This window comes from Microbacterium sp. ZW3a (genome assembly GCF_057167165.1).
In genome coordinates, this window is sequence record NZ_CM169903.1 from 1,993,031 (window position 1) to 2,013,778 (window position 20,748).

17 protein-coding genes and 1 tRNA gene are annotated in these 20,748 nt (G+C 71.0%); 4 read left to right on the forward strand and 14 right to left on the reverse strand.

From position 1 onward, the window contains the following. Positions 1–2: 2 nt before the first annotated feature. The 11 genes from ACU6WY_RS09415 to ACU6WY_RS09465 all read right to left on the reverse strand — a co-directional run bounded on the left by ACU6WY_RS09415 (position 3) and on the right by ACU6WY_RS09465 (position 10,010). A complete protein-coding gene (locus ACU6WY_RS09415; RefSeq protein ID WP_483819407.1) occupies positions 3–572 on the reverse strand; it encodes a LemA family protein in 570 nt (189 codons plus the stop codon). Positions 573–703: 131 nt separating this feature from the next. Continuing rightward, positions 704–776 (reverse strand) — tRNA-Leu (locus ACU6WY_RS09420). Between the two features lie 89 nt (positions 777–865). Further along, positions 866–2,248 (reverse strand): NAD(P)/FAD-dependent oxidoreductase, encoded by a 1,383-nt coding sequence (locus ACU6WY_RS09425; RefSeq protein ID WP_483821890.1) that lies wholly within the window; start codon positions 2,246–2,248, stop codon positions 866–868. Positions 2,249–2,256: 8 nt separating this feature from the next. After that, a complete protein-coding gene (locus ACU6WY_RS09430) occupies positions 2,257–3,561 on the reverse strand; it encodes a S8 family serine peptidase (RefSeq protein WP_483819408.1) in 1,305 nt (434 codons plus the stop codon). Then, on the reverse strand, positions 3,558–4,076 hold the full coding sequence (locus ACU6WY_RS09435; RefSeq protein ID WP_483819409.1) for a DUF501 domain-containing protein: 519 nt from the start codon (positions 4,074–4,076) through the stop codon (positions 3,558–3,560). The genes ACU6WY_RS09430 and ACU6WY_RS09435 overlap by 4 nt, the downstream gene beginning before the upstream one ends. A gap of 65 nt (positions 4,077–4,141) precedes the next feature. Beyond that, complete coding sequence (locus ACU6WY_RS09440; protein ID WP_483819410.1) at positions 4,142–4,714, reverse strand: FtsB family cell division protein; 573 nt, start codon at positions 4,712–4,714, stop codon at positions 4,142–4,144. Positions 4,715–4,912: 198 nt separating this feature from the next. Beyond that, positions 4,913–6,193, reverse strand: coding sequence for a phosphopyruvate hydratase (gene eno, locus ACU6WY_RS09445; RefSeq protein WP_483819411.1), 1,281 nt, complete (start codon positions 6,191–6,193; stop codon positions 4,913–4,915). 61 nt (positions 6,194–6,254) lie between these two features. Next, complete coding sequence (locus tag ACU6WY_RS09450) at positions 6,255–6,959, reverse strand: O-methyltransferase (RefSeq protein ID WP_483819412.1); 705 nt, start codon at positions 6,957–6,959, stop codon at positions 6,255–6,257. Beyond that, positions 6,956–7,804 carry an SGNH/GDSL hydrolase family protein gene (locus tag ACU6WY_RS09455; RefSeq protein ID WP_483819413.1) on the reverse strand — a complete coding sequence of 283 codons (849 nt, stop codon included), beginning with the start codon at positions 7,802–7,804 and terminating at the stop codon, positions 6,956–6,958. The genes ACU6WY_RS09450 and ACU6WY_RS09455 overlap by 4 nt, the downstream gene beginning before the upstream one ends. 118 nt (positions 7,805–7,922) lie before the next feature. Beyond that, on the reverse strand, positions 7,923–9,173 hold the full coding sequence (hisS, locus tag ACU6WY_RS09460; RefSeq protein WP_483821891.1) for a histidine--tRNA ligase: 1,251 nt from the start codon (positions 9,171–9,173) through the stop codon (positions 7,923–7,925). Between the two features lie 246 nt (positions 9,174–9,419). Continuing rightward, positions 9,420–10,010 carry a nucleoside triphosphate pyrophosphohydrolase gene (locus ACU6WY_RS09465; RefSeq protein ID WP_483821892.1) on the reverse strand — a complete coding sequence of 197 codons (591 nt, stop codon included), beginning with the start codon at positions 10,008–10,010 and terminating at the stop codon, positions 9,420–9,422. Between the two features lie 284 nt (positions 10,011–10,294). On the opposite strand from ACU6WY_RS09465, the gene ACU6WY_RS09470 reads away from it, so the two are divergent. Then, positions 10,295–12,967 (forward strand): phosphoenolpyruvate carboxylase, encoded by a 2,673-nt coding sequence (locus ACU6WY_RS09470; RefSeq protein ID WP_483819414.1) that lies wholly within the window; start codon positions 10,295–10,297, stop codon positions 12,965–12,967. A gap of 94 nt (positions 12,968–13,061) precedes the next feature. Here the strand turns inward: ACU6WY_RS09470 and ACU6WY_RS09475 are convergent, their stop codons facing one another. From ACU6WY_RS09475 to mfd, 3 genes are all read right to left on the reverse strand, one after another. Beyond that, complete coding sequence (locus ACU6WY_RS09475; protein ID WP_483819415.1) at positions 13,062–13,661, reverse strand: gamma carbonic anhydrase family protein; 600 nt, start codon at positions 13,659–13,661, stop codon at positions 13,062–13,064. A 69-nt stretch (positions 13,662–13,730) separates the two neighbouring features. Next, positions 13,731–13,865, reverse strand: a complete 135-nt coding sequence (locus tag ACU6WY_RS09480; protein ID WP_483819416.1) for a hypothetical protein — start codon at positions 13,863–13,865, stop codon at positions 13,731–13,733. 13 nt (positions 13,866–13,878) lie between these two features. Beyond that, positions 13,879–17,463: a transcription-repair coupling factor gene (mfd, locus tag ACU6WY_RS09485; RefSeq protein WP_483819417.1), complete on the reverse strand. Its 3,585-nt coding sequence runs from the start codon at positions 17,461–17,463 to the stop codon at positions 13,879–13,881. Between the two features lie 58 nt (positions 17,464–17,521). Between mfd and ACU6WY_RS09490 the strand changes: the two genes are divergently transcribed. From ACU6WY_RS09490 to ACU6WY_RS09500, 3 genes are all read left to right on the forward strand, one after another. Then, positions 17,522–18,010, forward strand: a complete 489-nt coding sequence (locus tag ACU6WY_RS09490) for a hypothetical protein (RefSeq protein ID WP_483819418.1) — start codon at positions 17,522–17,524, stop codon at positions 18,008–18,010. A gap of 155 nt (positions 18,011–18,165) precedes the next feature. Then, the gene (locus ACU6WY_RS09495) at positions 18,166–18,675 is read left to right on the forward strand and encodes a hypothetical protein (RefSeq protein WP_483819419.1); all 510 of its coding nucleotides are present in this window, start codon (positions 18,166–18,168) and stop codon (positions 18,673–18,675) included. A gap of 381 nt (positions 18,676–19,056) precedes the next feature. Further along, positions 19,057–20,391, forward strand: coding sequence for an HNH endonuclease (locus ACU6WY_RS09500; RefSeq protein ID WP_483821893.1), 1,335 nt, complete (start codon positions 19,057–19,059; stop codon positions 20,389–20,391). Positions 20,392–20,748 lie beyond the last annotated feature (357 nt).

The window sequence follows — 20,748 nt, forward strand, 5'->3', positions numbered from 1 at the left end:
CGTCAGAACTGCACGCGCGGGGGCTCCGAGATCGCGGCCCCGTCGACCACCTCGAAGAACTCGCGTTCGTGGAAGCCGAGCTGCCGCGCGAAGAGGTTGTTGGGGAACACCTTGATCTTGGTGTTCAGCTCGCGCACACCGCCGTTGTAGAACCGGCGCGACGCCTGGATCTTGTCTTCGGTGTCGACCACGGCCTGCTGGAGCTGGAGGAAGTTCTGACTGGCCTGCAGCTGCGGGTAGCCCTCCGCGACCGCGAAGAGCGACTTCAGCGCTTGCTGCATGTGGCCCTCGGCCACGCCCGCCTCGGCCGGGCTCTGCGCCGAGATGGTTTCGGCGCGCGCTCGGGTGACGTTCTCGAAGACGGCCTTCTCGTGTGCGGCGTAGCCCTTCACCGTCTCGATGAGGTTCGGCAGCAGATCGGCGCGCCGCTTGAGCTGCACGGTGATGTCACTCCAGGCCTCATCGACGCGGACGTTCAGCGACACCAGGGAGTTGTATGTCGCCCAGAGGTAGATCCCCGCGATCGCGAGGATCGCGACGATCACGATGACCGGTACGAGCCACTCCCACATATGTCCCCACTCCGTTCGACGCCTGCGGCACAATCCTAACCGCGCAGGACCCCCGGACACGGGGCTGCGCAGGCGACTCCCAGTACATCCGCACGCACGCTGACGCCGACGATGCGGCGATGTCGATCGCGTACCCCCGGTGGGACTCGAACCCACACTGAAGCGATTTTAAGTCGCCTGCCTCTGCCATTGGGCTACGGGGGCGGATGCCACGCTCCACCGTAGCGCGGTGTGTGACGCTCTCCGGAAACGACGAGACCCCCGCACCAACAGTGCGGGGGTCTCGACCGGTGTCACTTGGCGGCGACGGCCTCGGGCTTCTTCTCGGCCGGAGCCTCGGCCGCGGGCTGAGCGGGACGGGGCCGCGCGGCGAACTCCTCGAACGTGGCGCGAGGGGTCTGCACGGCCTCGAGCGAGACCGTCTCGCGGCCGTGCAGGAAGTTCTGCACCCAATCACCGACGACGCGGAACTTGCGCTCCCACGTCGGCATGGCCAGACCGTGGTAGCCGCGGTGCGCGAACCACGCGAGCAGGCCGGTGAGGGCGATCTTGCCCGACTGGAACGCACCGTTGTACAGACCGAGCCCGGCGACCGCACCCAGGTTCTTGTGGACGTACTGCTTGGGCTCCTCACCGCGCAGCACGGCCACGAGGTTCTTGGCCATGAGCTTGCCCTGGCGCACCGCGTGCTGGGCGTTCGGGACGCAGAATCCTCCCACACCGCCACCGGTGAGGTCGGGCACGGCCGAGACGTCACCGGCCGCCCACGCGCCCTCGACGATCTCGTCGTCGGTGCCGACGCGCAGGTCAGGGCGGGTGCGGATGCGGCCGCGCTCCTCGACGGGCAGGTCGCTGCCGCGCACGACGGTGGGGTTGGCCATGACCCCCGCGGTCCAGATGATGAGATCGGTCGGCAGCTGCTCGCCCGTGGAGAGCTCGATCACGCCGTCGACGGCACCCTTGACCTGCGTGTCGAGGTGCACGAACGCACCCTTCTTCGCCAGGTCGGCCAGCACCCACTCGCTCGTCTTCTGCGAGACCTCGGGCATGATGCGGCCCATCGCCTCGATGAGGTGGAAGTGCGTGTCGTCGAACGCGATCGTCGGGTACTGCTTGAGCAGCGACGACGCGTAGGCGCGAAGCTCGGCGAACACCTCGATGCCGGCGAACCCGCCACCGACGACGACGACGGTCAGCAGACGGTCGCGCTCGGGGCCGGCCGGAAGGACCGAGGCCTTGTCGAAGTTCGACGTGAGGCGGTCGCGGATGGCCACGGCCTCTTCGACCGTCTTCAACCCGATCGCATTCTCGGCGATGCCCGGGATCGGGAAGGTGCGCGAGACGGCGCCCGCGGTGACGACGATGTGGTCGTACTCGTGCTGCCACGACTCGTCGCCCGCGATCGGGGTGATGGTCGCGGTCTTGGACGCGTGCTGGATGCCGGTGATCTTGCCCGCGATCACGGCGGTGCGCTTGAGGTGGCGGCGCAGACCCACGACAACGTGGCGAGCCTCGATCTCGCCCGCAGCGACCTCCGGGAGGAAGGGCTGGTACGTCATGTAGGGAAGCGGGTCGACGATGGTGACCTCGGCCTCGTTACGGCCGAGGAGCTTCTCGAGCTTCCACGCAGTGTAGAAGCCCGCGTAGCCTCCGCCGACGATGAGGATCTTAGGCACGGTGCTGGTCACGATGGGAGAGACTCCTGATTGGTGGGGCGGCTCGGCTCGCGAGAGATGCGCGCCTGTCGGATTCGCCGGGCAGCAGCACTGACGCCGAGCGCAATCATTATAGCGACGAGGGTGCCCCCCGCGAGCGGAAGCGTGCCGTAGAGCAGGCTGTCGCGCGTCGGCAGCAGCGGAGATGACGCCTGCGGGGCCGATTCCACGGGTGGCAGGGGCGGGATCTCGACCGGGGCGGCGGTGGGTCCTTCGGTCGGTGCCGGCGCGTCCGCGCGGCGGTACAACCGCACCCATTCCGCGAGGTCGCCCAGCGGGTTCTCCGTCACCGTGGGCACGGATGCCGTGACCGCGGCCGCCGCGTCGACCAGGCCGTAGCCGTAGAGCGGACTCTGTCCCGATCCCGCACCGGGCGCGGGCCTGGCGGTGCGGATCAGGCGATTCAGCACGTTGTCGGCATCCATCTCGGGGTGCGCGGCGCGAACGAGCGCGGCAATGCCCGAGACGATCGGTGCCGCCCCGCTCGTGCCGTTCCACTGCACGAGCGTGCCGTCGGCGGAGACGCCGAGCAGACGCTCGCTGGGCGCCGAGACGCCGATCGTGATGCCCTGCGTCGACGCGTCGTTGCTGGCCAGACCCGACGGGTCGACGCCGCCGACCGCGAGCACACCGGGGATCGTCGCCGGAGCCCCGACGCGCGCCGTTCCGCTGCCGCGGTTTCCGGCCGCGACAACCACGACGACGTCGTTGTCGAAGGCGTACTGGAATGCGCTGTCCCAGCTCGGGTCCCAGTCGAGGGTGTTCGTCGTCAGCGACATGTTGATGACGGTCGCCCCCTCATCCACCGCCCAGCGGACCGCTTCGACGATCTGCTCGGTGAACGGTTTCGAGGTCACCGCACCGAAGCCGACCGAGATCGACAGGAGCTCGGCCTCGGGGGCGACACCGATCATGCCGCGCCCGTTCCCGGTTCCGCGCGACGCAGCGAGCGAGGCCACCCAACTGCCGTGGTTCGCATCGACCGCGCCGACGGGCGTGCGCCCATCGGTCGATCCGACCCCCGAAACATCGGTGCCCCCGACGACGGCCCCCGAGAACTCCACCGGGCCGCGCGCGATGCCGGTGTCGATCACGGCGATCTTCTGCCCCGCGCCGCGCGTGGTCTTCCACGCGTCACGGATGCCGTACTGGTCGAGCCAGTACTCCGCGGCGCGCACGGGATCGGTGGGGTCCTGCGGGACCGGGGCCGTCGTCGCACCGGTGAGCATCACCGTCAGAACGACGGATGCCACGGCCGCGACGACGCGTCTCATCCGCCCGCTCCGGGGGTCTCGCACTCACACCGGTCGGGCGACCAGGTGCCGCGGGCGAGGGCACGATCGCCGATCGGATTGACCCCGGGACCCGCGGCCAGCGCATGTCCGGCCAGCGCGTGCAGGCACTTCACGCGGGTCGGCATGCCGCCCGCCGAGATGCCCGCGATCTCCTCCGGCTCACCGTAGGTCGCGCGGTCGCGCAGATACGCCTCGTGTGCCGCCGCATAGGCCGTGCGCAGATCGTCGTCCTCGGCGAGCTCTTCGGAGAACTCCTTCATCACGTGGCCGGCCTCGAGCACCGACATCGCGGCGGTCGCCGCGGGGTGAGTGAGGTAGTAGAACGTGGGGAACGGGCTGCCGTCGTCGAGCCGCGGAGACGTGGATACGACGGTCGGGTTGCCGCACACGCACCGAGCCGCGATGCCGATCACGCCGCGCGGGACACGACCCAGCTGCGACCGCAGCACATCGAGGTCGGCGTCGGAGGCGGGGGGCAGGGGCGGCGTGCTCATCGCCCCCAGGGTACCCGTCGCACCCCAGGGCTCGCCGCGCGGCCGTGTCGTCGCGGCGACAGGCGTCAGGGGGCGGGCGCCGGATCCGGTACGCCGACGGGGGGCACGACGACCTGCGCGGCACCCGCCGAGGTCACCGAGCGCACCAGCTGCGACATCCAGTCGGTGCGTGTCTGTCCCACGTCCTCGGAGACGTCCTGTTGCTCCTGCGGCGCCTCCGATGCGGGCAGGTCGTCGTCGATGAGATACACGACCTCCCCCGGCAGCGTGTAGAAAAGACGCTCGCGCGCCTGTGTCGTGATGTACGCCCGGTCCGACCAGCGCTCGCGCTGGGACTGCAGCTCGGCCACCTCGGACTGACGCAGCGCGACGGCGTTCTCGAGCGCGGTGATCTGCTGCCGCTGGTCCATGTACGTGCCCACGGTCGGCACCAGCACGAACGTCCCGAGCACCACCAGGCCGAGCATGATGACGACGAACCCCGACACGCGGAGTCCCCCGAGCCATCCGCGCACGTCCACGCGCCGCGGCGACGGGCGCGGTCCGCGCGGGGGGCGTTCAGCGGGACGCTTCTTCGCGGCGGCGGGTCGAGACGCGTCTCGCTTGTCGGGTGCCGGGGGAAGAGTCGGCCTGTCCATGGCACTCCCTCCTCGCACCGCCGGGCAGACTTCTCGCCCGGGCAGGAGCCGATTCTACGTTGGGCATCGGCACCGCCCGGGTAACGCGCCGAGGACTCGGCATCCGCTCGGGTTCTCTTCGGAAGACGCCGGGCCCGCGTGTGCGGAGACGACGAGGGGGGGAGCCGAACGGCTCCCCCCTTCTGCGGTGGGGTGTGCTCAGCCCTTGAAGCGGGGGAAGGCCGAGCGGCCCGCGAAGACCGCGGCGCCGCCGAGGTCTTCCTCGATGCGGAGCAGCTGGTTGTACTTCGCGACGCGCTCGCTGCGGGCGGGGGCACCGGTCTTGATCTGGCCCGCGTTCACGGCGACGGCGAGATCGGCGATCGTGGTGTCTTCGGTCTCACCGGAGCGGTGCGACAGCATGGAGGTGTAGCCCGAGCGGGTCGCCAGGGCGATGGCATCCAGGGTCTCGGACAGCGTGCCGATCTGGTTGACCTTCACCAGCAGCGAGTTGGCGACACCGAGGTCGATGCCCTGCTGCAGACGCTTCGGGTTGGTGACGAACAGGTCGTCGCCGACGAGCTGCACCTGGGAGCCGATGGCGTCGGTGAGCTTCTTCCAGCCGTCCCAGTCGTCTTCGGCCAGGGCGTCTTCGATGGTGACGATGGGGAAGTTCGCGACGAGGTCGGCGAAGTAGTCGACGAGCTCGTCGACGCTCCACGCCTTGCCCTCGACGGTGTACACGCCGTCCTTGTAGAACTCGGTCGCGGCGACGTCGAGGCCGACCGCGATGTCGGTGCCGGGGGTGAAGCCGGCCTTCTCGATCGCGCGGATGAGGAAGTCGAGGCCCTCGCGGTTGCTGGGCAGGTCGGGGGCGAAGCCGCCCTCGTCGCCGAGACCGGTGTTGTAGCCCGCGGACTTCAGCTCGCCCTTGAGGACGTGGTAGACCTCGGTACCCCAGCGCAGCGACTCGCCGTAGGTCTCGGCGCCGATGGGAGCCAGGAAGAACTCCTGGAAGTCGATCCCGTTGTCGGCGTGCTCGCCGCCGTTGATGACGTTGAAGAGCGGAACGGGCAGCAGGTGCGCGTTGGGGCCACCGAGGTAGCGGAACAGCGGCAGGTCGGCGCTGTCGGCGGCGGCCTTGGCGACCGCGAGCGAAACGCCGAGGATGGCGTTGGCGCCGGTGCGCGACTTGTTGTCGGTGCCGTCGGTGTCGATGAGGATCTCGTCGATGATGCGCTGCTCGCTGGCCTCGACACCCTCGATGGCGGGGCCGAGCTCGTCGACGACCGCGGCGACGGCCTTGAGCACGCCCTTGCCGCTGTAGCGGCTCTTGTCGCCGTCACGCAGCTCGTAAGCCTCGAACGCGCCGGTGGACGCGCCGGAGGGGACGGCCGCGCGCTGGACGATGCCGTCGTCGAGGAGCACCTCCACCTCGACGGTCGGGTTACCGCGCGAATCCAGGATCTCGCGCGCGTTGACAGCCTCGATAAGTGCCACGAAGGACTCCTCGTTGGTTCTGGGTGGAAGAGAGCGGAGCGTCGTCGGTCCGTGGTCGAGTCTAGTGATCGCGCCCGCCGCCCGTGGGGCCGGATGCCACGGCGTCGGTGATCACGGCCAGTGCGAGACCGTCCCAGCCCTTGCGGTCGAGGGTCTGGAGCGCCGTCGCGTCGAAGCGGGGGTCTTCCCCCAGCATGACCAGCGCGTCTCGGCTCCCGCGCGCCTTGGAGTCGGTGGCATCCGGATCGGCGACCTTCCCGGCGCGGCCGATGTTGTCGAGCACGACGACGGTGCCGGGGCGTCCGAGCCGCGCCGCCCAGTCGAGGTAGGCGGTGTTGGACTCCTTGTCGGCGTCGATGAAGACGAGATCAAAAGGCTCCTCCCCCACCAGCTGCGGAAGCACGTCGAGCGCGCGGCCCTCGCGGACCTCGACGCGCTCGGCGAGACCGGCCCGCTCGAGGTTCGACCGGGCGATTCCGGCGTTGAGAGGTTCCGCCTCGATCGTGATCACTTTTCCGCCCTCGGGGAGCGCCCGGGCGAGCCAGATTGTGGAGTAGCCGCCGAGGGTTCCGATCTCCAGCACCCGGCGTGCGACGGCGATGCGGGTCAGCAGGTGCAGGAGCTTGCCGCTGACCGGCGACACTTCGATGGCGGGGAGGTCCGCCCGCTGCTGCGCCGCGAGGGCGGCATCCAGAATCGGGTCTTCGCCGACGAGGGTGTCGGTGAGAAACGCGTCGACGCGGTCGGCTCCGTCGGGAAGGCTCATTCCCCTAGCCTTGCGACCGCCGCGTCCGCGGTCAACGCCGGGGAACGGTCGGGGTCGAGAGCGGCGAGCACCGCCGGAAGCAGGGCCTCGGCGGTGCGTCGGTAACCGAGTGCGCTCGGGTGGAAGCGATCGACGCTGAACATCTCGTCGGGCCGCTCCGCGAACACCGGCCCGACGGCGCGCGCCAGACCGACCACCTGCGCACCCGCGCGGTGCGCGACGCGCGCCTGCGCCGCGGCGAGCTGACGCGAGGAGCGTGCGGCGAGCGAACGAAGGGGCTGCGGGATCGCCCGGAGAGTCCCGAGGTCGGGGCACGTGCCCACCACGACCGGGGTTCCCACGGCGCGGAGGTCGTCGATCGCCCGCTCGAGCTGTGCCGCCGCCCGCGTGGCCGGAATGCGGTGGGTGACGTCGTTGCCGCCGACGACGATGACCGCGACGTCAGCGGCATACCCCTCGGGCAGGGCACCGAGCTGTGCGGCCAGCGCGGAGGTCTCCGACCCCACGACCGCGGCCGTGCGCAACCGCACGGGCCGGCCCGCCGCGCGGGCCACACCCTTGGCCAATCGCGCTCCCAGGGTGTCGCGACGATGACCGGCGCCCAGTCCGGCGGCGATCGAGTCACCGAGGAGCAGAAGCTCGACCGGACGCCCGGGGTGCTTCTTCCGGCGCCAGACCCGGTCGGCGTTCAGCGCCTGCTCGCCCAGGGGCTTGCCGATGCGGCGACGAGCGATGGCTGCTTGCCGCGAGATGAGCGTGCGCATGGCCACCGCGGTCGCACCGAGCACCGCGACCGACGAAGCGGCCGCGACGGTCACGGGACGCCGAGCCCGGGAAACGCGCATGACTCGATGACACTCCGCGGGGGTGAACGGAGTGTGGCCGCGACGTGACGGTCGCCGGACGGCCCGGCCGAACCGCGCCCGGCGGGGCCGTGTGACGTGAACGACCGGGTCGGCGACCTCAGCCCAGCGGCTTGAGGTCGAGCTGTGCCGCGGTCGTGCCGGCCGAGACGGTCGCGAACCGCGCGTAGCCGTCGGCGGTGGCACGCTCCAAGAGCGCCTTCATGTTCTTCGTCCGCTGTTCGAGCCGCACGCGCGAACCGCCCGCCACGAGCGCCGCCTTGAGCGTCAGCAACTCGGCGAGCGGAACGTCGCGGTCGTGCACCAGCACGATGGCGTCGTCCCCGGCGTCACCGGCATCCTGAAGGAGGTCGACGATCCGCTCGAAGCCGATCGAGAAGCCCACCGCGGGCACGTCCTGTCCGAGGAAGCGCCCGATCATGCCGTCGTAGCGGCCGCCGCCACCGAGCGAGTAGTCGACGCTCGGGTGGGCCAGCTCGAAGATCGTGCCGGTGTAGTAGCCCATGCCGCGCACGAGGAACGGGTCGAAGCGCAGTGGCACGTCTCCCCCGCGGGCGGCGGCGACGGTGTCGCCGAGCGCGACGAGGTGCGTCACGATCTCGTCGGAGACACCGTCGGGCAGGGCCGCGCGGATCGCCGCCTCGTCGAAGGCGGAACCGTCGGCAGTCGGCCGGTCGAGGAACGCGGCGAGCGCGTCGACGGCGTCGGGCGTCGCGGAGCGCTCGCGCAGTTCGGCGACGACCCCCGTGGCGCCGACCTTGTCGAGCTTGTCGATCGTGATGAGCACACCCGGGCGCTCCTCGGGGGCGAAGCCGAACACGTCGAGCATCGCGTCCAGCGCGCGGCGGTCGTTGACGCGGATCGTGCCCCCCTCGAGGCCGAGCGCGTCGAGAACGTCGAGGCTCGCGACCATGAGCTCGGCCTCGGCGCGAGCCGTGGCATCCCCGATGATGTCGATGTCGCACTGCACGAACTGGCGGTAGCGGCCCTTCTGCGGACGCTCCGCGCGCCAGACCGGCGCGATCTGGATCGCCCGGAACACCGTCGGCAGCTGCCCGCGGTGTGTGGCGTAGAAGCGCGCCAGAGGAACGGTCAGGTCGTAACGCAGCCCGAGGTCGGCCAGTGCCGCGGGGTCGTCGGCGGCGGCGCGGATGGCCTCGGCGTCGAGGCCGCGCTTGAGCACGCTGAACGAGAGCTTCTCGTTGTCGCCGCCGATACCGGCGTGCAGCCGCGAGTACTCCTCGACCACCGGGGTCTCGATCTCGTCGAACCCGTGCGCGCGGTAACGCTCGCGGATCACGGCGAGCACGCGCTCGCGCCGGGCCTTGTCAGCGGGGAGGAAGTCGCGCATGCCGCGCGGCGGGTTCACGGATGCCACGGCTCCATTGTTCCAGGCCGCGCCCGCGCCCCGTCACGCGGGCGCCGTTGCGGGGCGGCGAACGCACACGTTCGGGACGAACGCACACGTTCGGGGCGCGCGGATCGTGGGCGTTCGTCCCGATCGTGTGCTCTCGCGGGGGCCGGGGGCCGGGGGCCGGGGGCCGGGGGCCGGGGGCGAGGGGCGCCCGGGGCGCCGGCGCGCGGCCGGGGCGCGGGGCTACTCGGCGGCGCGGATCTCGGACCGCAGGACGCGGAGGCGCTCGCGCAGGGCGCGGTCGGCATCCCAGCCGCGGTCGCGCGCGAGCTGCACGAGGGCGAGGAGCGCGTCGCCGAGGTCGGCTTCGTCGGCGGGCGCGAGCGGGGCGTGCGGGGCGGACACCCCGACCTGCGCGGCCTTACCGAGCACCTTCTGTGCCAGCGCCAGCGAGGGCATGTGGTCACTGACGCCGTCGAGCACACTCGTGCGCTCACGTTTCTCGGCCGCCTTGGCCGCGTTCCAGTGCACGAGCACCTCGTCGGGGGTGGATGCCACGGCGTCGCCGAACACGTGCGGATGGCGGCGCACCATCTTCTCGGTGAGTCCGCGCGCCACGTCGTCGATGTCGAACGGTTCGTCGGGGTCGCCGGCGGCGATCTCGGCGTGGAACAGCACCTGCCACAGCAGGTCGCCGAGTTCCTCCCGGAGGTCGGCGCGCGTGCCGGACTCGACGGCGTCGATCACTTCGGCGCTCTCCTCGACGAGATAGGGCACCAGGTCGCGGTGGTCGATGGTCTGCGTCCAGACGCAGCGCTCGCGCACCGCGCGCATCGTCTCGGCGGCCTCACGCAGGGCGTCTTCGCTCACGATCCCTCCCTCTGCGGCGACCGTGCACCGCTCTGCCGAGTATCCCCCGCGGGCCCTTCCCGCGTTTGCGACGTGCCGGATTCCGGAGATTTGCCGGTCCGGGTCGGCACGCGCCGCGGAATTCCGCGCCAGCGTCGCCGCGCGGCCGCAGAAGATCCGGAGTTCCGCACGGGCCGCAGCGCCATCCCGAGGCCCGCCGCGGACCCCGCGTGATCTGCCCGCAACAGGACGCCGATAATCTGGGGCGTGTGCGTGAACTGACCCCGACTGAGGCCATCGACCTCGTGGGCCGTTTCGAAGCCGGCCAGGAGCTCCCCGAGCAGATGCGCGCCGACGTGCGCCTGCTCGGATCACTGCTGGGCCGTGTGCTTCGAGAGAGCGGCTCCCCCGGACTGTACGACGACGTCGAAAAACTGCGGACGGCGACGATTCAGGCCTACACCGACGAGACGCCCGAGGCGTTCGAGCGGGCCGCGGCCATCGCCGACGGCTTCTCGATCGCCCGCGCCGACGAGGTGGCACGCGCCTTCACGGCGTACTTCCACCTGGTCAACCTCGTCGAGGAGCACCAGCGCGTGCGCGTCCTGCGCGAGCGCGGCGACCGTCCGTCGCGCGGCGGCACTCCCGACACGATCGCGACGGCGTTCGAGCGCCTGTCGAGCGAGATCGGCGAGGAGTCGGCGCTGGCACGCCTGCAAGCACTGCGCTTCCACCCGGTCTTCACCGCGCACCCCACCGAGGCGCGCCGCCGCGCGATCTCCACCAGCATCCGCCGGCTGTCCGAGTTGCTCGGCGAGCACGACGACGCCGGCGAGAACGACACCGAGAGCCGGCGCACCGAGCGCCGCATGCTCGAAGAGATCGACACGCTGTGGCGCACCGCTCCCCTTCGCCGCGAGAAGCCGTCACCGGTCGACGAAGTGCGCTCGGTCATGGCGGTGTTCGACGAGACGCTCTACACCGCCGTCCCGCGCGTGTACCGCCGCATCGACGACATCCTCCAGGGCGAGAACGCCGGCGCCCGTGCGCCGATCGTGAAGCCCTTCGTCCGCGTGGGGTCCTGGGTCGGCGGCGACCGCGACGGCAACCCCTTCGTCACGGCATCCGTCACCCGTAAGGCCGCCGCGATCGCGAGCGAGCACGTGCTGATCGGTCTCGAGCGCACAACGCTGCGCGTGGGTCGCGGGCTGACCCTGGATGCCGGGACCACCCCGCCCAGCGACGCCCTCGTTGCGCTGTGGCACCGCCTCCGCGCCGCCGACGAAGACGCCGCCGCCGAGATCGCCGAACGCTCCCCCGACGAGCCGCACCGCCGCATCCTGCTGCTTCTGGCGCGCAAGATCGCCGCGACGCGCACGCGCAACGCCGACCTCGCCTACCGCGACCCGGAGCACCTGCTCGCCGACCTGCGCACGGTGCAGGACTCCCTCGCCGCCGCCGGCGCCTCCCGCCAGGCGTACGGCGCCCTCCAGCGTCTCGTGTGGCAGGTGGAGACGTACGGCTTCCACCTCGCCGAGCTCGAGGTGCGCCAGCACTCCGCCGTCCACGCGAAGGTGCTCGCCGAGCTCCGCGCCGGCGGGGAGCGCAGCGAGCAGACCGACGAGGTGCTCGAGGTCTTCCGCTCGATCGCCTACGTGCAGGAGCGCTTCGGTCCCCGCGCGGCCGGTAGGTACATCGTGTCGTTCACGCAGTCCGCCGACGACCTGGCCAACGTCCACGAGCTCGCCGGGTACGCGATGGGCCCGGGCGAACAGCCGCCGGTGCTCGACGTCATCCCGCTGTTCGAAACGTTCGCCGATCTGCAGGCGGCCCCCGGCATCCTCGCTGAGATCGTCTCGCACCCCGCGTTCGTCCGCCGCCTGGATGCCACGGGCCGTCGCCTCGAAGTTATGCTCGGCTACTCCGACTCGTCGAAGGACGTCGGTCCGGTGGCCGCCAACCTCGCGCTGTACGAGGCCCAGGCGCAGATCTCGACGTGGGCCGAGGCCGAGGGCATCGAGCTGACGCTCTTCCACGGCCGCGGCGGCGCTCTCGGGCGCGGCGGCGGACCGGCGAACTCCGCGATCCTCGCGCAGCCGCCGCACTCGGTCGACGGCCGGTTCAAGCTCACCGAGCAGGGCGAGGTCATCTTCGCCCGCTACGGCGACCCCGACATTGCGATGCGCCACATCGACCAGGTCGCGGCCGCGGTGCTCACGGCATCCTCCCCCTCGATCGAGCGACGCAACCGCGGGGCGGCCGAGGCGTTCGCCGACGTCGCCGCCACGATGGACGTCGCCTCGCGCGAACGGTTCTTCGCGCTGGTGAAGGCGCCCGGCTTCGCTCCGTGGTTCGCCACCGTCACCCCGATGGAAGAGCTCGGTCACCTCGCGCTCGGCTCACGCCCGGCCCGCCGCGGACTCTCGGTTGAGTCGCTCGAAGACCTCCGCGCGATCCCGTGGGTGTTCTCGTGGACGCAGGCGCGCATCAACCTCGCCGGCTGGTTCGGCCTGGGCACGGCGCTGGACGCGGTCGGCGACGAGCAGCGCCTGCGCGAGGCGTACGAGCAGTGGCCGCTTTTCCGCACGATGATCGACAACGTCGCGATGAGCCTGGCGAAGGCCGACGAGCGCATCGCGCGCCGGTACCTCGCCCTCGGCGACCGCGACGACCTCGCCGCTCTCGTCATGGACGAGATGCTCCTCACCCGCTCGTGGGTCGAGCGCATCACCGGCGGCGACCTGCTCGGCAACAAGCCCGTGCTGCAGCGCGCCGTGAAGATGCGCAGCCCCTACGTCGACGCGCTCTCGCTCCTGCAGCTGCGGGCCCTGCGCGCGCTCCGTGACGCCCCTGCCGAGGCGACGACCCCGGATGCCGAGCACCAGCGTCTGCTGTTGCTGTCGGTGAGCGGCGTGGCGGCGGGTCTGCAGAACACCGGCTGAGCGGCATCCGTTCCGCCTCCGACGCGCCGGCCCCCGGGGGTCGGCGCGTCGCTGTTCCCGCGGGTCGTGAGACGGACGCCGCGGCGGCCCCTTCTCAGTCGAGGCGGCGGTCGGCGGCGTGCCGCGCGAGGCTCCGGCCGTAGCGCTCGGTCAGTTGCACCATGAGGTCGGGGGTCTCGCGGTCGAGACCGAAGACGTAACCGGGGAAGTCGAGTTCTTTCTGCGCGGCCCAGATCTCGTCGTGGCGGTCGGGAGACAGGAGCTGCACCGGGTCTCCGACGGCCACCCATCCGATCGGCACCACCGTCTCGGGCGGCAGGACCGTGCGCAGGTGCACGATCGCGTTGATGCGGACCTCGCACCGATCGCCGATCTCGGCCCCGTTGAAGACGCGCGTGCCCGTGGCCAGGAACACCTCGTCGCCGATGTCGGCTCCCGCCACACTGGCCATCGGACCGATCAGCGTGTGCGCACCGACGTGTACCGCATGGGTGGAGCTCGCCCGCACCAGCGCGTTCTCCATCACGATCGTGTGCTCCCCCAGCACGATCCGGCTCCCCTCGGCGGTGATCACGGCGCCGTGCAGGATCTGGCATCCGGGACCGATCGTGACGTCGCCGCTGACGACGGCGGTCGGGGCGATGACGGCGTCGGGGTGGATCCGGGGCTCGGCCCCGAGGTGAGCGAAGCGCATGAGCGGTGTCCTTCCCGTCGGTGCCGTCAGCGTAGCGCCGGCGACGAGACGGGTCGAGGAGAGAGCCGCTCAGATCCCGTCCGTCCGGATCCCGACGAGATCGTTTCGCGGCAGGGTGCCCGCCGTCCCGCGTCGCGCCACCCAGAAGGCGGCGACAGCGACCACGCTCATCGCGACGGTCACGGTCACAAGAGCTCCGATCATGGCGTCCTTCCGATCATGCCGACGCGGTCTCGGACTCCTTCACCGGCAACGGCCACAGCGCATCCAGCAACTGGCGCACCCAGGCGATGAGGTTGCCGTCGGCGGCATCCTGCGGAAGCGGCACGACCATGGCATCCCCGTTCGCCACGAGCTTCGCCTTCGGGTAGAGCCGTTGCAGACGGACCCGCAACGAGTCGGGGAGGTTCGCCGGGGCGATGCGGAGGTTCGACCCCATCGCGACGACATCGGCGAGACCCGCCTGGGCGGCGCGGCGACGCAGGCGTGCGACGGCGACGAGGCCCTCCACCTCTGCGGGCGGTTCGCCGTACCGGTCGCGGAGCTCTTCGACGACGAGGTCGATCGCGTCGTCCTTGGCGGTGGCGGATGCCGCGGCCGACAGCTTCTGGTACGCCTCCAGCCGCAGGCGCTCGCTGTCGATGTAGGTCTCGGGAAGACGCGCGTCGACGGGGAGCTCGAGGCGAAGCTCGGTCGGCCCTTCGGTGTCTTCGCCGCGGAAGGTCGCCACGGCCTCGCCGATCATGCGCAGGTACAGGTCGAAACCCACACCGGCGATGTGACCGGCCTGCTCGGCGCCGAGCAGGTTTCCCGCCCCGCGCAGTTCGAGGTCTTTCAGCGCCACCTGCATACCGCTGCCGAGATCGTTGTTGACCGCGATGGTCTCGAGGCGGTCGGCCGCTGTTTCGGACAGGGGCTTCATCTCGTCGTACAGGAAGTAGGCGTACGCGCGATCGCGCCCGCGACCGACGCGCCCACGCAGCTGGTGCAGCTGCGAGAGACCGTACTTGTCGGCGCGGTCGATGATGATCGTGTTGGCGTTGGCGATGTCGAGGCCGGTTTCGATGATCGTGGTCGACACCAGGACGTCGGCGCGACGCTCCCAGAAGTCGTCGACGACCTGCTCGAGCTGGTGCTCGCCCATCTGTCCGTGCGCCACGACGATGCGCGCCTCGGGCACGAGTTCGGCCAGGTGCGCGGCGACCCGTTGGATCGACGACACCCGGTTGTGCACGTAGAACACCTGCCCCTCGCGCAGCAGCTCCCGCCGGATCGCGGCCGAGATCTGCTTGTCGTTGCGCGCTCCGACGTAGGAGAGGATCGGATGCCGGTCCTCCGGCGGAGTCGCCAGGGTCGACATCTCGCGGATTCCGGTGACGGCCATTTCCAACGTCCGCGGGATCGGCGTGGCGCTCATCGCGAGAATGTCGACGTTGGTCTTGAGCTTCTTCAGCGCGTCTTTGTGCTCGACGCCGAAGCGCTGCTCCTCGTCGATGATCATGAGGCCGAGGTCTTTGAAGATGACCTTCTCGGTGAGGATGCGGTGGGTGCCGATGACCATGTCGACGGTGCCGTCGGTGAGGCCCGCGAGGGTCGCGCGCGCCTCTTTGTCGGTCTGGAAACGCGAGAGCGGCCGCACGGTGACCGGGAACCCGGCGAACCGCTCGGCGAATGTCTCGAGGTGCTGTTTGACCAGCAGCGTCGTGGGAACCAGCATCGCGACCTGCTTGCCGTCCTGAATCGCCTTGAAGGCGGCGCGCACCGCGACCTCGGTCTTACCGAAGCCGACGTCGCCCGAAAGCAGGCGATCCATCGGGATCGGCTTCTCCATGTCGGCCTTGATCTCGTCGATCGTCTGCAGCTGATCCGGGGTCTCGGCGAACGGGAACGCCTCTTCCAGCTCGCGCTGCCACGGTGTGTCGGGGCCGAAGGCGTAGCCCTTCGCCGCCATGCGGGCCGAGTAGAGCTTGACCAGCTCGACCGCGATGTCGCGCACGGCCTTGCGGGCACGGCCCTTCGCGGCGGCCCAGTCGCTTCCACCCATCTTCGAGAGGGTCGGAGCCTCTCCACCGACGTACTTCGACAGCAGGTCGAGCTGATCGGTCGGCACGAACAGCTTGTCGCCGGGGTAGCCGCGCTTGGACGGGGCGTACTCGAGGACGAGGTATTCCTTGGTGGTCTTCACGGCGTTACGTCCGCCGCTGGAGACCTCGCGCCGCGTGAGCTCGAGGAACTTGCCGATGCCGTGGGTGGCGTGGACGACCACGTCGCCGGGCTTCAGCTGCAGGGGATCGACCACGTTGCGACGCCGCGACGCGAGTTTCTTCACGCCGCGGTTGTCGCCGCCGACCGCGCGACCGTAGAACTCGGTCTCGGTGATGACGGCGAAGGTCGTCTCGGGGAGCTGGAACCCCCGCTCGAGGGGAGCGCACACGATGTGAGCGACGCCGGGCTCGGGCGGGGTGCGCACGTCGTCGACGCGGCGCGCGGCGATCCCGCGCTCGGCGAGGACGTCGCGCGCGCGGTCGACCAGACCGGGTCCGGATGCCGTCACCACGACGGACCACCCGTCGGCGAGGAGTCCCCCGATGTGTGCCGTGGCCCCGTCGACATTGCCCTGGAACGACGGCACGGGGTCGGCCTTCACACGGTGGGCGGAGTCGTCGCCGGTCACGAGACCCTCGGCCTCGGCATCCGCCGCTCCCGAATCGAAGGCGCTCAGGCGCCACCACACTCCCCCACGACCATTCGCGATCTCGCGGAGGTCGTCGAGGGTGACGAAATCACCCGCGCCCAGGTCGACCGGGGTGTCGGCGCCGGCGGTGGCGGCCGACCACGCGGCCTCGAGGAACTCGCGGTTGGTGTCGCCGAGCGTCGTCGCCCGCGCCAGCGAACGTTCCGGGTCGACCAGCGCGACGGCGGTGCCCCCGGGCAGGTAGTCCACGATCGTGGTCAGGTCGTCGATCAGGACCGGGATCAGGGACTCCATCCCCTCCGCGGGGATGCCCTCGGACATCTTCTCCAGGAGCTGACGCAGGCCCGGATAGCCGTCTCGGAGCTCGGCGGCCCGCGCGCGCACCTCGGGGGTCAGCAGCAGCTCGCGGCTCGGCACGAGCGAGATGTGCCCCACCTCGCCGGGCAGCGAGCGCTGGTCGGCGACCGAGAAGGCGCGGATCTGATCGACCTCGTCACCGAAGAACTCCACGCGGTAGGGGTGGTCGGCCACCGGCGGGAAGACATCGAGGATGCCACCGCGCACCGCGAACTCCCCGCGGCGGGAGACCATGTCGACGCGGTGATACGCCAGCTCGACGAGCCGCGCGATCACCTCGTCGAGCTCACTGCCGCGCCCACCGATGCGGAGGTCGATCGGCTCCACGTCACCGAGTCCCGGCGCGAGCGGCTGCAGAGCGCTGCGCACGGAGGCAGTGACGACGAGCGGCACCTCACCGTCCCACGCGGCGATCCGGCGCAGCACATCGAGGCGGCGACCGACGGTCTCGGGGCTCGGGCTCAAGCGCTCGTGCGGCAGCGTCTCCCACGCGGGGAAGTGCAGCACCTGCGCGCCCGGGAGCACGGCATCCAGGGCCGGACCGAGAGACTCGGCACGTCGGCCGGTGGGCGCGATCACCAGAACGGCGCCGGGTGTCCCCGCCGAGCGTCGATGCTCGAGGAGGCCAGCGATGACGGGCGCGTCGAGCCCGTCGACGAGGGAGAGAGACAGATCGGAGGATGCCGCCGCAGCGGCCTCCCGGTACGACTCAGCCTGCTCGAGGGCGCGCACGATCCCGGGAACTGTCACTCGACAGAGTCTACGCGGGGGCACCGACACGGCGGGCGACGTCTCGTACAGTGGCTGCATGTCTTCACCGAGCGCGCCCGGCGGCCCGTCGTTCACCGCCCCGCACGCCGCGCCCCCGGTCGGCACCCTCCTGACCCCGATCGACGCACCGACGTCCCGGCGGCCACTGGGCGCTCTCGCGCTCGTCCTCTCGGTGATCGCCGGGCTCGTGGCCCCGGCCGTCGCCGGATTCGCGGCGTTCCGCGTCGCGCGCGGAGCGGGGAGCGAGTTCGTCGCCCGCGGCGGTCAGTCCGTCGACTGGAGGCTGCTGTCACCGGTGCGCGACCTCGTGCTCGTCGCCGAGATCGCGTTCTGGGCCGGCGCCGCTCTCGGAGTCGCGGCCTTCGTCCTGGGCATCGTTGCCGTCTCCACCGACCGCGGACGGGGCGCGGGCATCGCCGCGATCGTCGTCTCGGTGCTCGCACCGATCGTTTTCGCCCTCCTCGTGGGGGTGGCACTCGCGGCGGGCGTGGGTACGTCGGCCGGGAGCGCTGGCGTGCCCGTCTGAGCGACTGCCCGGGTCGCGGGCTGTTCCGGACGGTGCGGGCGCGTTCTACCGGCTGATGCCCGGACGCGTCCACCCCCCTCGGCGAATCCGCGGAAGATCCCTAGGCTCGCGGAGACGAGGGCGCCACGTGTCCTCGACGACCAGAGGAGGACACCGTGAGCAGCACACCGCCGCCCCCCGAGCCGTACAACCCGCCGCCCACCACGCGCGCCGAGGCGTCACAGACGGGCTATACCGCTCCGCCGGCAGCTCCCGCCGACCGCACGCCCGGCACGAAGGGTTCCCGGAAGCTCGGTGTCATCGCGTTCGTCGTCGCGCTGGTCGGCATCGTCGTCGGATCGATCCTCGCGTTCATCGGCGGGATGCAGAGCGGCAGCCTCGCGCAGTACGCCTCGATGACCGACGGCACCACCACGATCGACCCCAACACGCTCCCGCCTGGCGCTGAACAGATCGCCATCTCCGCGGGACTGTTCTCGGTCGCGGGGTTCCTCGTGTGGGGCGTCCTGGCGTTGTGGGGCTTCATCCAGGGCATTGTCGCCGCCGTGAAGAACCGCGGGCGCGGGTGGGGAATCACCGCGATCATCCTCGCCGTCCTCGGTGGGATCGTCGTCTTCGTCTTCCTGGGGATCGGTACCGCCATCGGTGCGGCCCCGTACCTGTAACGGCGCTTCTCACGAACGGCCCCGGTCTTCGGATCGGGGCCGTTCTGCGTTGCTCGGCCGGTCTTCGGAGCGGGGCGCCGCGCGCTGGGCGGGCGGTCACCAGGCCAGGGCTCGATGGGGCCTTTGCCTTGGCTCGAGAGCGCGCTCGACCCCTCCTCCACAGGCTGTAAACGGATCCAGCTTTTCACAGATTCAATCTCTGACCTGGGTAATGTCGTTGGGAACGGGTACTCTTAGAACATGTCTTCGAATGTTCCGTCGGCGGATGAGCCGCCCGTCTCGCCCCGCGCGAGTCGACGTCACGGCGACGGCGGGCGCGCGAACGAGGGCCATCCGACGAGCGGAACCGCCGGGCCGTCGGGCTCGTTGTCGCACCTCGCGATGGTGCGGAATGCCGTGGTGTCCGCCGAAGCGGCGGTCGCTGCCGCCGAGGTGGCCCGGGTGCGCGCTCTCGCTGCGGCCGGGAGGCTCGCCCTGGAGTCTGCGGCATCCGCACGGGCGTCGGTGAGGGCGTCCGACATGGCGATGCGAGAAGTCGCCTCCGAGATCGCCGCCGCGTGTCGGCAATCCGACCGCACGGTGCAGCGAGAGATCTCTGAGGCCATGACCCTGGTCGAGTGCTTCCCGGCGACCGTGGCCGGATGGGAAGCGGGCCAGTTGTCACGGAGGCACGTGCGAGCGGTCGCCGACGTCGGTATCGCGCTCCCCCGAGAAACGCGGGAGGAGTTCGACCGGTTCGCCGCTGCTCTGGCGAGAGAGGTGAGTCCAGGGCGCCTCAAGACCCGGTTGAGCGTCGCCGCGCAGAAGTGGCACCCACAGACCCTCACCGAACGCCACCGCACCGCACGAGAATCGCGGTGCGTGCGGGTGGTGACGGGTGAAGACGGAATGTCCGATCTGATCGCGACCCTGCCGACGGTCTTGGCGGAGGCCGTGCTCGATCGGCTGACCCAGCAGGCTCGGGTCATCGTCGACGCGCGAAAAGACCCGGCGGTCCCGACGAGCCCCTCGGCGCCGGCGCCCGCGCCTGATGCCCGCACGCTGGACCAGGTGCGGGCGGATGTGTTCGCCGACATGCTTCTCACCGGTGATCCGATGGTCGACCCGACCCGGGCAGGAGATGCCCACGGCACGTTGGGGAAGATCCGCGCGCGGGTGCAAGTCGTCGTCCCGGCCCTCGCCATGCTCGCGCCCGGGCGGGAAAACGCGACTCCGGCAGAGCTGGTCGGGCACGGTCCGCTCGACGCGGAAACCGCGCGCCGGTTGGCTGAAGCCACCAGCCTCCCGTGGGACCGCGTCGTCACTCATCCGATCACCGGCGCCGTCCTCCACGCCGACACCTACGCTCGCACTGCCGCGATCGACCGGTTCCTGCGGGCCCGCGACCGGCATTGTCGGTACCCCGGGTGCACTGCCCCGGCCATCCGTTGCGAGATCGATCACTCGATCGACCATGCCCGGGGCGGTCCCACCACCGTGACCAACCTGTGCTGCCTCTGCCAGAGGCACCACACCCAGAAGCAATTCACCCGGTGGGAGGTCAGACAGCTTCCCGGCGGGGTCCTGGAATGGACCTCACCCACGGGCAGGGTCTACCTCGATACCCCCGAGCCGTACCCGAGCGACCATTTGCCTCGTGTTCGATTCCGGACCGACTCCCCGGAGACGAGCGGCGCCGCGCCGCCCGGTCGTGCTGTCGAGGCCGCACCGTTCTGAACGCAGCCGCTTCCCGCCCCTCCCGGTACCCTGGCGTTCGCGCGGAGCGCGGAGCCACGGAGCGCGGAGCGGGAGCGCGGAACGCGGTGCGCGGAACGCGGTGCGCGGAACGCGGTGCGCGGAACGCGGTGCGCGAAACGCGGTGCGCGGAACGCGGTGCGCGGAACGCGGAGCGCGGAGCGGGAGCGCGGAACGCGGTGCGCGGAACGCGGAGCGCGGAACGCGGAGCGCGGAGCGGGAGCGCGGAACGCGGTGCGCGGAACGCGGTGCGCGGAACGCGGTGCGCGGAACGCGGAGCGCGGAGCGGGAGCGCGGAACGCGGTGCGCGGAACGCGGTGCGCGGAGCGGGAGCGCGGA

What these genes read in the sequence shown, in the direction of transcription:
- hisS (WP_483821891.1), bottom strand. Translation starts at nt 9,173, where the DNA reads ATGCGCGACTTCCTCCCCGCTGACAAGGCCCGGCGCGAGCGCGTGCTC.
- ACU6WY_RS09430 (WP_483819408.1), bottom strand. Translation starts at nt 3,561, where the DNA reads ATGAGACGCGTCGTCGCGGCCGTGGCATCCGTCGTTCTGACGGTGATG.
- ACU6WY_RS09415 (WP_483819407.1), bottom strand. Translation starts at nt 572, where the DNA reads ATGTGGGAGTGGCTCGTACCGGTCATCGTGATCGTCGCGATCCTCGCG.
- ACU6WY_RS09435 (WP_483819409.1), bottom strand. Translation starts at nt 4,076, where the DNA reads ATGAGCACGCCGCCCCTGCCCCCCGCCTCCGACGCCGACCTCGATGTG.
- ACU6WY_RS09490 (WP_483819418.1), top strand. Translation starts at nt 17,522, where the DNA reads ATGTCTTCACCGAGCGCGCCCGGCGGCCCGTCGTTCACCGCCCCGCAC.
- ACU6WY_RS09475 (WP_483819415.1), bottom strand. Translation starts at nt 13,661, where the DNA reads ATGCGCTTCGCTCACCTCGGGGCCGAGCCCCGGATCCACCCCGACGCC.
- ACU6WY_RS09480 (WP_483819416.1), bottom strand. Translation starts at nt 13,865, where the DNA reads ATGATCGGAGCTCTTGTGACCGTGACCGTCGCGATGAGCGTGGTCGCT.
- ACU6WY_RS09440 (WP_483819410.1), bottom strand. Translation starts at nt 4,714, where the DNA reads ATGGACAGGCCGACTCTTCCCCCGGCACCCGACAAGCGAGACGCGTCT.
- ACU6WY_RS09455 (WP_483819413.1), bottom strand. Translation starts at nt 7,804, where the DNA reads ATGCGCGTTTCCCGGGCTCGGCGTCCCGTGACCGTCGCGGCCGCTTCG.
- ACU6WY_RS09450 (WP_483819412.1), bottom strand. Translation starts at nt 6,959, where the DNA reads ATGAGCCTTCCCGACGGAGCCGACCGCGTCGACGCGTTTCTCACCGAC.
- ACU6WY_RS09465 (WP_483821892.1), bottom strand. Translation starts at nt 10,010, where the DNA reads ATGCGCGCGGTGCGCGAGCGCTGCGTCTGGACGCAGACCATCGACCAC.
- ACU6WY_RS09500 (WP_483821893.1), top strand. Translation starts at nt 19,057, where the DNA reads ATGGTGCGGAATGCCGTGGTGTCCGCCGAAGCGGCGGTCGCTGCCGCC.